At 46.0% G+C, this 12,147-nt stretch carries 9 protein-coding genes; 5 read left to right on the top strand and 4 right to left on the bottom strand.

Features of this window, described 5'->3' with window-relative positions; translation table 11 throughout:
* Positions 1-23: 23 nt before the first annotated feature.
* The gene (locus BVK86_RS11710) at positions 24-866 is read left to right on the top strand and encodes a coiled-coil domain-containing protein (RefSeq protein WP_075946598.1); all 843 of its coding nucleotides are present in this window, start codon (positions 24-26) and stop codon (positions 864-866) included.
* A 584-nt stretch (positions 867-1,450) separates the two neighbouring features.
* Here BVK86_RS11710 and BVK86_RS11700 read toward each other — a convergent pair.
* From BVK86_RS11700 to BVK86_RS11690, 4 genes are all read right to left on the bottom strand, one after another.
* A complete protein-coding gene (locus BVK86_RS11700) occupies positions 1,451-4,891 on the bottom strand; it encodes an NACHT domain-containing protein (RefSeq protein WP_083659327.1) in 3,441 nt (1,146 codons plus the stop codon).
* A 176-nt stretch (positions 4,892-5,067) separates the two neighbouring features.
* Complete coding sequence (locus BVK86_RS11695; RefSeq protein WP_231977954.1) at positions 5,068-5,934, bottom strand: GIY-YIG nuclease family protein; 867 nt, start codon at positions 5,932-5,934, stop codon at positions 5,068-5,070.
* Between the two features lie 140 nt (positions 5,935-6,074).
* A complete protein-coding gene (locus BVK86_RS29320; protein WP_139315763.1) occupies positions 6,075-6,266 on the bottom strand; it encodes a hypothetical protein in 192 nt (63 codons plus the stop codon).
* A 97-nt stretch (positions 6,267-6,363) separates the two neighbouring features.
* Entirely contained in the window at positions 6,364-6,966 is a 603-nt protein-coding gene (locus BVK86_RS11690; RefSeq protein ID WP_075946595.1) for a hypothetical protein, read from the bottom strand.
* Between the two features lie 1,201 nt (positions 6,967-8,167).
* Between BVK86_RS11690 and BVK86_RS11685 the strand changes: the two genes are divergently transcribed.
* The 4 genes from BVK86_RS11685 (at position 8,168) to BVK86_RS11665 (ending at position 12,122) form a co-directional block, all read left to right on the top strand.
* Complete coding sequence (locus BVK86_RS11685) at positions 8,168-8,383, top strand: hypothetical protein (protein WP_075946594.1); 216 nt, start codon at positions 8,168-8,170, stop codon at positions 8,381-8,383.
* A 754-nt stretch (positions 8,384-9,137) separates the two neighbouring features.
* Positions 9,138-9,467 (top strand): hypothetical protein, encoded by a 330-nt coding sequence (locus BVK86_RS11675; protein ID WP_075946592.1) that lies wholly within the window; start codon positions 9,138-9,140, stop codon positions 9,465-9,467.
* A 340-nt stretch (positions 9,468-9,807) separates the two neighbouring features.
* Positions 9,808-11,418, top strand: a complete 1,611-nt coding sequence (locus BVK86_RS11670) for an RNA-directed DNA polymerase (protein WP_157720443.1) — start codon at positions 9,808-9,810, stop codon at positions 11,416-11,418.
* Positions 11,415-12,122 carry a hypothetical protein gene (locus BVK86_RS11665; protein ID WP_075946591.1) on the top strand — a complete coding sequence of 236 codons (708 nt, stop codon included), beginning with the start codon at positions 11,415-11,417 and terminating at the stop codon, positions 12,120-12,122. The genes BVK86_RS11670 and BVK86_RS11665 overlap by 4 nt, the downstream gene beginning before the upstream one ends.
* Positions 12,123-12,147 lie beyond the last annotated feature (25 nt).

Here is a 12,147-nt window from a genome sequence, read left to right as displayed (position 1 = left end):
CGAATTGAAGAGAGATAAGACAAATGAACGAGATTCAGGAACTGAAAGACCGTCGCGATCAATTGCTGAGCGAGGCAGAACCACTGCGCGCCGAACTTCTGCCACTTGAGGTCGTGCTGGAAAGTGAAGACCCCATCGAACCGGACCGGAAACGCGAGCTGCAAAACAAGTACAACGAGCTAAAAAGGGTTTTTGATTCGCGCACGTTCAACGCTGAACTTTTAGATCGGAAGATCCGTCGCCGTGAGGACCTTGCCAATTGCGACGTCCTGATGGCGGACTTCATTGCCAGCATGGCGAACTGGGCGGCGGATGAGATCGAACTCAATGAAAAACGGCAAAGCCTCAGTACTCGCTTGGAGGAAGTGCGTCAGCAAGCGCAAGAGGAAATAGCCAGTGCACGCCAAGCGGAGACCCTCGCGGCTACCGCTTACGCGCAGGCTGTGGCATGGGGCGATGTGGAGGGCGAAAAAGCTGCCAACAGTGACGCACAGAAAGCGGCAAAAAACCTCACTGCCGCGACCGAACAACATCGTCGTCAACACCTGATCATCACTGCCCTGGAGCAGGAGCTGATCACCATTGATCGACACATCACCGAGGCTCAGAAAGAGCAACAAAAGATCGAGAAAAAGGCCTTACACCTCGCTCATGACGTTTTGGAGGAACAGTGGAATGAAGCGGCCAAAGCGCTGCTCGACGTGGGCGGAAAGCTTTACGCTGCTTCCCGCATGATCAACCGGGATCCAGTATCACTCTTCAAGCTCGATATTCCTCAACAAGGTGAAAACTCTGGCAGTTGGAGGTGGAGCGATCTCGCAGATCGGGGAAGCCAACATCGCACGCGAGATTTGCTTTCGATGTAACTGCCGACACACCTGAAACAGCCTGCTTTCGCGGGCTGTTTAAATCACGCCAAGGATCGAAGCAATGAACGCAGCGACACAAAACAGCTCGCCCATATCCGAAACGTCTATAGCGAGAAAAGCTCACCTTACTGCCCTACTCAAGATCATGGATACCAAAGTCGGGAAAAGCACAGCGATGCAGAGGCTCACCATCGCTGCGATCAAGGCAGAAATGAGGCTAATCGAGCAAAAATTGAAACAGCGGAGATGAGAAAAAGCGATAGCTTCCATTGTATTAAAAATTTACAGGCACGGCAGATTGATCATTATGAAGAAGCGAGATTCGTGGAGCCTTGCAATCCATCAATACACTGGCAACACCTGGCCCTCCTAGTCTTCTCGGTGCGACCCCAGAAACTGCCCTGGTCAATATCCCTACCAACACAGTTCTAGTACACAGTAGATACGGCTCAATAAAACCGTCAAGTATACACCGAGTGATCGCTAGCCTTTAGCTGGCGCTTCGCGTTTCATTTGAATCTCCTCCAGCTAACGAAGCACAAAAAAACCAAGCTAACAATACATGCTAGCTTGGATCAATACTAATTTTCGAGAACATCAATCTCCATTTCATTCTCATGTAAAAAATCTATCTTTCTGGTCTTCGCTTTGACAATTTCATCTTCGAGAGGCCACCCCGATTTTGCTAAAATCTCCATCACTCGTTCGTCAGAAGCCAGCAACTTTGAAAGTTCCCCAGCAGATTCTACCCCATTAAGAAAACAGCCGCGCAGCACGATTGCTAGCTTTATTTTAGGCTCATCTGATTGACGTGCGACGGAAATCAAATCTGAAATCGGAGACTTACTTTCCTCACTATAGCCTTTGCGTAGGTATACCCATACATCAAACAATATTAGCCACGCAGCGAAATTTACATCATCAGCGGTATAGGCGGCACTTTTAATCCTAGACTCTAAAGCTGCCCACTCATCAGGATCAAAATACTTCTTAAAACTCATTGGCAAAGATGACTTCAGTGACCCCTTAAAAGCTTCGCTCCAATGAAAATCAAAAGTTTCATCAAGAGCAACCTCTAAAGATGGTGTTATGTAATGTGAAAAAACATCCGTTTTTCTGAGCCCCTCCCAATAAGACTCATTGCGCGAACCATTAAATCCTACGAGTGCTCCTCTTAAATCTGCTATAGGGAAAAATGTACTCCGACCTGGACGCACAACTTTCCGTTCATCATCGACCATCATCCCTGATTTTTGCGAAGCTTTACTATGATCTAAAGCATTAAAAAACTTTGCCACACTTGTTGGTCGCGCTAAGTTATCAGTAAGCCATATTTTTATGGCTAGTTCCAAAAACGACCTTACTTGCCTTTTGGTAGTATGTTTAGAGCCACGAAGAGAATTGTTTAATGCTGTGGCCATCGCAGGATGCATAGCAGTCGACGCGCTAGCGATTGCCACAAGGTGTAAACCATGATCATGATGTGGGCCAAAATTTTTGGAGAACATGAGAAACAGTTCCCGCTCAAATAGTTTTTCCGCCTGATTAGATGGATCAAGGAGCATCAAAACGCCAAGCCCCACAGTAGATGCCGCGTTTGCCTCAGCATTTTTGGTAGCCCACTTACTGTAGACATACTTCAACTTATTTAATGAACACTCTTCAACTCTCATGCTTGGCTTTGATAAAACCAATGAATTAAGTACAAGACTGCTAGCTGCCGACAAAGAAACATCACGAATGGAACAGCTTTCTTCCAAGGCCGGATAACCCAACGAATAGTTAATTAACGCCAGCCTCAGAATTTTGTAGCTAGAAGCATTTTCAAATAACGAATTGAATGCAGACAATGCGTGCGCGAGATTAACAGCATCTTTTTGAACAAGCCCTTCAATAGACTGTTTTAAATCTACAAAATCTTCTATACCCTCACATGAGGCGAGAGCATTATGGGTCACGACAAATATATCCTCAGCACGAAGCTCTGCGGCTTCAATAGAGTCTCTTAGAAGTCCAGTAAGCAACAGCGCCGTATCCCTCGGGTTAGCTGTGCTAGGCTCATCTAATAGCTTATCAATAAAAAATGACTTGCCAGAAGAGGACTTTAGGCTTGCAACTAATAATCGAACTACTTCCCTCCATCGTGGATTTTGCAATGCACCATGCAATTCATCCCAAATCGACTGAGCTCCTCTAGTCTCTCCGAAGGCCAAAAGATATGTTGCACACAGGTATTCTTGAAAAGTAAGGTGAATAAAGCTATATAGTCCATCACCGGCCTCAACAAGTAAGCCAGCAGAATTTTTTATGAAAGAAAGAAACGCCTCAGCTTGATCTTCGGCATGATCATCAGAATCCTTCAAAGTCTCATACTGCTTTATATGGTCAGTTAAGAAAACCAAGAGCTCTTTATGCTCCGCAACTGAACGCCCTTGTGCTCCAATGCTTTTGGTATGCATCCAATAAGCAATTGACTCAACTCGAACTCTATTACGCTGCTCGATTCTCCCCTTAACCACTTCCTCATCATTACGCTTTGCCTTATACCATGTATTCAACAGGGTCTCTGTACACTTCTGATAAAGTACTACTCGCTGATCAGGCAACACCGCATCAATTCTATGTACAAGGGCAACAATTGTGAGCAGCAATGGGTTTCTAGCTAAAGCCCTGATTGAATCACTTTCAGGAGACACGATTACTTTTATTAAGTCATTTGCGTTCCGATCCCGCTCGTTTGAGTCTTCAACTCTCACAGAGTACCAGTCGCTAATAAACTTTTTAATTTCTTCAATTTTTAGCTTTGCAACTCGAAAATGACTATACGAATCATCGAATCTCGACTCAGCTTCATAACCAACTATCCTTGAAGATAAAATAATTGTGTTACCTGGAAAATTTGATGTAAACGACTCAACTCGATGCCTTACAATATTTTTAAAGTGGTATCCCGGCAGCTCATCCAGCCCATCAAAAAGGATAACTGCCTGCCCACTCTCTAGATAATACTCATAAAATTCCGGCGTCAAACCACTCAAATTAAAGTCGGCCTCTGCAACCTTCCTAACGTATTCAAGAATGGATAAATCTTTGTTGATCTTCAATTCATCTGCATAGCGTCGTAAAGTGACGACTATAGTTAACCTGCCATCTACCAAATAACCGCACCGAGACTGTAGCCCATCACTAATACCTGCCAATGCTAAAAAGGCTAATAAAGTAGACTTACCAGACCCCGGATCACCTAATATCACAGATCGAGCCCCAGGACTTAAAAGTGTCAGCGCGTCGATCCTCGGTGTTTCATCTGTCTCTTCACTCTCACGCTCAGAGATCAAAGACAATGGAATGTAAATATCCTCAAGAGGAATTCTTCTGGATGTTTCCTCTTTATATACAGACATGCCGACGAATTCAATTCGCCCATATCTGCGGCGCATATTTTCATCATACTGAGCTCTTAGCTCATGGATAGTTTTTCGCCTTTCGGCACCTGAATTTACATGCCCAGGATAGTAATACAAACATAAGTGGTGCGTCTGAAGGAACAAATCTTGAAGTTTTGAATGACCAATATGGTCTAGCTCCAGTTTATCCTTATACTTCAACTTTAATTTTTCAAACCATTCAACGTCTCCTCCTCCCTTCCGCTGAGCTGAATTTTTAAAATCGTCCGGAGTTACCAACACCCATTTCACCAGATGCAGAGTGTCATTGCGCTCTAGAGCACTCACCAATGACTTAACAATTTCTTGGCGATGATCACTACTCAAAGGTGATGGGAAAAATTTATATTGATAACCTATGGCACTTCCAGATTGGTTTTTTCGTGAAAAGCCGTCTAGTCCTTCAAAATCTCCTGAAGCATCATCAAACAGGTTGAATTCTTCCCCCCTACGTTTCGCGTCATTGAGCAGTAATAATCCAACTATCCTACCAAACTCTTTACCCCCCTCAGTACCAGGGGCAAGTATTTTGCTTAATGATGGAACCGCTTTTACTCGCTGTCCTACTGTTGTCATCTTTGACTATCTCCCTGTATTTAACAAATGCGGTTGCAAACTCAAGTATTTAATGCTTTTTTATTTTCTATTTTTTTCATATTGAACTCTAACTGAGCGCCCCTCCTAAGTCGAAAAAGGGGCACCCCCCCTTTTTTCGCTGCCCAAAATGCCAGCAGGATCATCGGCCCGCCCCTTCAGTTTCCGTTCAAACCGCTGTCGCGGGTCAGAAGGCGGCGTTTCCAGTGAATTTCCTTCTGCATCATTTCGTCCTTCCCGGTGTGTTTGTCAGCGATTTCGAGGATGCTGAACCTGAAATTCTCTGCGAAATCATTGCCACGCTTAGTGTGCAAATCTCGTATGCGGGTGTTCCCACCATGCCCGCTATTGGAGTAGTTAACCCAGCGGTCCCACAAACCGCCTGTTCCGGTCGCGGAACCTACGTATAGTTGATGCTCACCTTCGGTACGGTCAGATATAAGGTACACGCCTGCTACGCTGGAAAGCGCTGTCTGCCATGACTCCAATCCTTGCTTGACGATCAGCCTCAGTTCCCGATGGGATATATCTACTTCCTTGAAGCCGGGAAATCTGCCCACTGTCATAGGCTTTTCCAGCATCGAGGATACAACCATGCTTTTCAGGCACGTCTCCAGCCAAAGGTAGTTCCCTCGTGGCTTCGTGTAGTCGAGTATCAAACGACCTTCCAGGTCGACAAATTCAGGCACACGGCGGTAGTCGTACACAAAGTCACGATTCTCTTTAATGCCCTTCGACTCGTTGACTTTGAGTGAATCGTAAACACCCGCCAGTAACCATTTTTTGGTGCCGGGTAGCTCGACCAGACCAATCAAGTACTCGCATTCGAAATTCCTTCGGGTCTGCCACGACTGCCAATCGTCGAAATCGCCTACAAGGTAAACATCCATTGGGTGTTCAACCCCATTGTGTTGTGCAAGATGAACCTTGGTATTTTGGATTGTGAGTGAAGGCAGGAGACTGGTCAGAAGCTGCATAAGCATTTGGGTTTGGCTCTGCTTAAAAGGATGAACTACGTGGCTCAAGGATTCCATGTCAGTGCGTAAGCCGTCTAGGTCGTCTTATTGGGTGGTGTAGCCGGTTAGGGCTACTCGTTGGCCAGAGACAGCCATTCAGGATGACCATCCGACAAGCGCACCCTTAGAAGGGGACTGTTGCCTATCTTTTAAGTCAGATTTTTTGAGTGCAGCACAAACCCTCGTAAATGGGTCAATGCCGCAGTTTCAGGGTCTAGACCACGCAGTGTAGTTGTCCGCAGGCTACCATCAGGAAGATAAACGATCAGATCATCTCCTTGAACACAGTAGGAGCTGGTGTACATTTTTCCTTCATGCTCAAAACTGATTTCTTCGTCCAAGTGCGGCTCCTTTATTAGTGGGCGCTTATCCGCGCGTTTAACTTCTTTCTGTCTGCATTATCGTCTCGAACGTTTCGGATTTAGCCAAACGCTCGCTTTAAAGCTTTCTTCGCAGAAAGGGGTAGTCCAACTCATAGCAGTCAATCACTCTTTTATAAATATTGTTATCACCCTCATTGTGTGCGGCCAGCGTGAGATAGTAGTTTTTCTTTTCATACTCTTGAAAAACAATCCACTCTCCAGTTAATTTTTTATTCTCTGCCCGTTCCTTCAACGCGCCGACAGTCATTCCGTTTGAAATATAGTTGATAAACTCGTCATCAACTACACCTGACGTATTTTTGTCAAATGCCTCATGAATTAGCTTATCTAGATTTTTACCACCCCCACTAAGCAAACCCATATGAATACCAATGTTTTTTAAAATAAAGGTCGCATCCGTGAAATGAGTTTTCATCAATCCTTTGAGAGGTTCTTTATTAAAAGCTGTGGCCTCTTTGGTTTGTGACTTAACGCCTAGACCTTCCAGATATCTAATTTCGTCCATCATCTGATGGATATTAATTACTCGATTAATATCCATTTGGATAGTCTGTGCAAGGAAGACCATGCTGAACCTAGATATATCCAACCCAAAAAAGCTGACATTAATTGAAACCAGCTCTTCAAGTTGTTGCCTATTCAGCGGAACTTTTTCCATGCTTAGCTCCTAACAAACCAATTGGGCGACAAGCCATTCACATTTTCAGTCGTAATGACCTATAACGTCCTTGTGATTCTGTAAATCTCTCTTTTCCTAGAAGTGGTCATTGCAAACAACATATCATTCGATGAGAAGTGCGACATGGCCGGAAAATCATGACAGCCCATCGTTTCGGTAGCAGCCCATGCAACGCTACTGATTTGCCATCATCCTGTCTACTGGCTGCTATTGGCTGGTTTCGACCTTTGGCTTACCCCAAATTTGAAAGCTCAGCTGCAACACCAATTGGCTTGTAACACCCAACGCACGTGAAAGACAAACGATGTGTAGCACCACTTAAACTCAATAAATTCAATTAGTTAACTTAACTTGTCACACTCGTAACACCCGTAACACGTCTTTTCTAGCCCCCCCCACGCCCCGTGTGGTATATCGCCGCCAGCGAAAGCAATACTGGCTTGGTATAGACCAATGCAAATTTCGAACGCTGGTTCGCCGATCGCCAAGACTCTTGGAAGGAGCCATCTGCCAACGACTAACAGGGGGAGATGAGGCAATCAAGACACCGACATTGCTGGGGCCCCTGGAGTTAGCTTAAGAGCACGGGGTCGGAAACCCGCGAGCTCAGGGGGCTGGCCAAAGAAAAAATTCGGTTAACAGTTAACTCAGGTTAACAGGCACCCAAATTGTGCCGGGGCCCCTGAGGAATTACCCTCGACACGGGGCGAGTAACCCGCCGGACTTTGTTAGCGGACAGGTGCCCAGCTTAGTGAACAGGTGAACCGGGTTAACACGCAGTTCACCAGTGCAAATGCACAGATGCTGGGAGGTCACCGGGGACCCTGAGTATTTCTGACTGACACGGGGCATAAAACCCGCGCGATCTTGGTAGTGGCTGTTTTTTTTACATTGGTTGACAGGTTGACAGGTTGACTCGGTTGACAGCCCGAGGTGTGCGGAATCAGCAACACAAAAGACCATCGTTACCGATGCAGTAACGATGGTCTTTTTTCAACCAAATGCTTTCGATTTCAATGACTGAAATTTCAGTAAGCTGGGAGGCCTCCCACTACCGAGATCCCGCGGGTTTCCGACCCCGTGTACCTAACAAAACCTCAGGGTCCCCAGCAGCTTTTGACGAACGGACTTCACACCTCCTTTAAGCAGCTACGCTTGCAACGTCAATCGGAGAATTATCATGGAAGACAAATCTGTACTCCCGTCCTTGCTTCGGCGCCTCAATAACAACCAGCTCGCATTGGGTGCTGCGATCGAAGAGCTTTCAAAGTGGGTAGAGGAGCGAGGCTCCACCGAAGTAGCTGAAAATGTGCGAGGCGCTTTAAATACCCTTGATGAGAACGCCGGATTCATCAACTTGGCAATCATTTCCCTTTCGGCCGAAAGTAGAACCTAACTGATGGCATGCCCCGCATGACCTCTCATTGCGAATAACCACGACATAGGGAAGAAACGTGACGACAAACAAATGGCCACGTAATCAGTTCACTGGCGTAGGTGGCGGTAGATTCACAGGCGTCGGTGGCGGTTTGTTTACCGGCGTTGGTGGAGGAGCGTTCACCGGTGTAGGTGGAGGAATGTTTACCGGCGTCGGGGGTGGGATGTTTACCGGCGTAGGCGGTGGACTTTTCACGGGGGTTGGTGGCGGACTGTTCACTGGTGTCGGGGGCGGACTGTTCACTGGGCCTGGAGGCGGATTATTTACAGGACCTGGAGGTGGACTATTTACAGGTCCAGGCGGAGGAATGTTTGCGGGTGCCGATGCCAATCCTTACATGAGCAATATTCCGCCTTGGCACGTGTTCGTCCAGTATCTTCAAACTCACGGCTACGAGCAGCAAGCGAAACTGATTTTGAGATACCTACCGAGATAAACGCCCTTGAGGCGTCTAGTAGTTGCCAGCGTGTATCCCCAGTTGTATCCCTTTGGGTTAAAATAGGCTGCGGACCACGATTTATATAGTGCACACGAGTCTCCCTCGGGCACCAACATTAAGAAAGGTCTTGCTTAGCAAGGCCTTTTTTTTCGCCCGCAATAAAGCCCCTGACACCCCACACACCCCTGTGGGAGCCAGCCTGCTGGCGATGCTTTTGCCCCTTGCCCTTACACACCACCCGCACCGCCGGAACATTTCACAAGGATTCCCCCCATGGAATTACACCTGGAAACCGTCGCCCTCTTCTCCCTCAAACTGGCTTATGAAACGGAGGGTTCGAGCCCGATTTTGCGGGATGATCTGGTGATGGGCGATTACCAGCGGGATGTGTTTGAGTTGCTGGTGCGGCGGGGGGATGTTGAGGGGATTCAGGTGAAGGTGGGTGAGTGTGTGGGGTTGGCGTTGGAGGCGGTTGGGGGTGTGGATAAGCCGTTGGGGCGGGAGTTGGGGAGGTTGGCGGGGGAGTTTGCCGGGATTCAGGCGATGGAGGAGCTTGATGCTCCGCTCGTTGCGCTTAAGGATTATTTGAAAGACATTCAATGAACGAAGACGGGTGACCTAAAAAGCGGGAACGCCCATGAACCGGACCGACGTTAGTCGCCGCATCTTATCCAATGACAAATCCCTACCCTTTCCAGCCCCCCTTCCAGTCATCCCCTTTTTCCACAGTTCAGTAATTGGAATAATGCCCATCCTATGCTATGTACGTGAGGCTGTGTCGAATGCAGGCGCAAGGGGAAGAGCCACTTTTCTCTTTCTGCGTTAGCCAGATGAGATTTAGTTTTTACAGTTTTTTGTAAAAAAAGCGGCGCTACAATAAAATTAATCGCTAGGTTGAAGACGTACATTGCTTCCCTTCAACAGCAAACTCATGGAGAAGAGTGTGCCAATCATAAAAACTGATATTTTTAAGCTGGCCGTTAAGAATGTTGCCAAATTTGGTGACACAGATATATTTCCTTATCCTATCGAAAATCACATATTCAATGACAAAGCTGATGGTGTTATCGCTGTCCTGGAAAGCATTGATAAGGATTTTGATGCCGCAGTAAAAAACATCCCCATCCTGACGGCAAAAAATCTTTCAGTGGTCGGGTATAGCGGGTTCAGATGGGGCACACAGATAGATCCGATTTGGAATGCTTACTTACTAGCTCTAGTGCTAACGATTGCGGAAGAGATAGAGTCCAAAAGATTAGGCTCTGACATAGTCTTTTCTTATAGATTTAAACCGGACAAGGATACAGGGTCACTATTTGATAAGGAGGTTGGCTGGCAGAAGTTTCAACATGCATCTGTTGCACATGCGCATGACAACTCTTACGTACTTCGATGCGACATATCCGATTTTTACCCACGAATCTACCACCACCGATTGGAGAACGCACTTAAGAAAGCCACCAATAATGGCGACATAATCAAGCGCATCATGACGATACTCCAATCAATATCTGACAATGTTTCATATGGCTTACCAGTAGGAGGAGCTGCCGCGAGAATTCTCAGCGAGCTTCTACTGAATAGAGTAGATCGACTTCTAATAAGCGAATCAATCATTTTTTGTCGTTTTGTGGACGACTTTGTTATTTTTGCGAAAAACAAAGAAGAAGCATACTCTGCATTAATTTCGCTTAATGACCTGCTTTTAACAAATGAAGGCTTGTCGCTGCAAAAAACGAAAACAAGAATAATGACCTCGAAAGAGTTTTTATCAACATCTGAATTTTCGGCTCCTGAGGAACATGAAGCTGAACGCGATACAGAGGAGCGAGCATTTAGACGACTTCGCGTCTATTTCGATCCTTACTCTCAAACTGCTGAAAGCGACTACGAGCAACTTAAGGCTGAATTATCAAAATTTGATATTGTTGGCATGCTTGGTCGGGAGCTATCTAAGAGCCGTATTGACGAGGGGCTTTCCAGGAGACTGATATCTGCATTGAAACACCTAAAGCCAGCGGTGCAAAATGACGCCGTTAAGTCACTTATAAATAGCCTGGATCTTTTGTACCCTATTTATCCAGCGGTAATGCTTTTGTGCCGCGGACTGCTTGAAACTCTAGAACCCAATGTAAAAGAGGAGCTTTTTCTAAAGCTGCGCGGGCTTATTTCTTCTGGCTCTTATATAACTCAAGTACCCACAAACTTATCATATACATTAAGGGTTCTTTCCGCTGACTTTTCGGAAGAGTCGGAAAGGCTGCTATCATTACTTTACAAGCAACCTTTAAGTATGATGATAAAGAGAGACATCATTCTCATGATGGCGCATCGAGGTGCGGATCACTGGGTATCAAACTGTCGAAAAAGCTATTCTACGCTAACTGTATGGGAGCGTAGAGCCATGTTAATTAGCTCTTATATACTCGAGGATGAAGGAAAGCATTGGCGCGACTCTGTAAAGCAAGATCTGAATGATTTTGAAAAACTAATACTCACTTGGGCAGCAGACTCAAAGCAGAAGAACCCTCAAGGCTGGAGAGTTCCAGTATGATATCTGAACAGCATTTTGCTTCCAGCTTTACATCGCTATGGCACGAAATCATACCCCTCGCCGATACTTATTGGCGTCGAGAAAACTTAAAAGTTGTTCGCCAAGTACTGCCAATTGATAATGTAGCACCAGTAAACTTAAGAGGCTTTTTAAATGAATTGGCATTTGAAACTTTCAGCAGAGCTAGATGCGCTGGTCTACAACCGAAGAGGGAAGTGATACTGTCAATTGCTCAGCAGAGTATCGAGAGTGTTGCTGGATACATCCTTAGAATTACGAAAAACGAAGGGTCGGCTGCATTATTTCTTGACGACTTGTGCAAGGAAGAAATTTTTGGATTGACTCGAAACTTAATGTTATCCTTCCCTGATAATAAGAACTTTGATATAAGACCAAAGTTCTCTGGTTGTGGTGTGGTATCTGCTTGCGAAGGAGACCTCATATATAAAGATTGTCTTTATGAGATAAAGGCCGGAGACCGGGGGTTTAGGGTGAGCGATGTTAAGCAGCTTTTAATATACTCCAGCCTGGCTTTTTCAAAGGGAGAATTAAGCTTTTCGAAAGTTGGCCTGTTCAACCCTCGAAATGGATACTACTGGGAGCGTACTCTAGACAGGTTATGCGTGGAACTCAGCGGTATGCGTGCGAGTGATGTACTGTCGAACATCGCAGGAAGTATGACGCAACTTGCGATCTCTAGATAAGGCATTACTTACCTGGCCGAAACTC

Source organism: Pseudomonas reinekei, from assembly GCF_001945365.1.
Taxonomy (GTDB): Bacteria; Pseudomonadota; Gammaproteobacteria; order Pseudomonadales; family Pseudomonadaceae; genus Aquipseudomonas; species Aquipseudomonas reinekei.
This window is presented reverse-complemented; position numbering and strand designations above follow the sequence as displayed.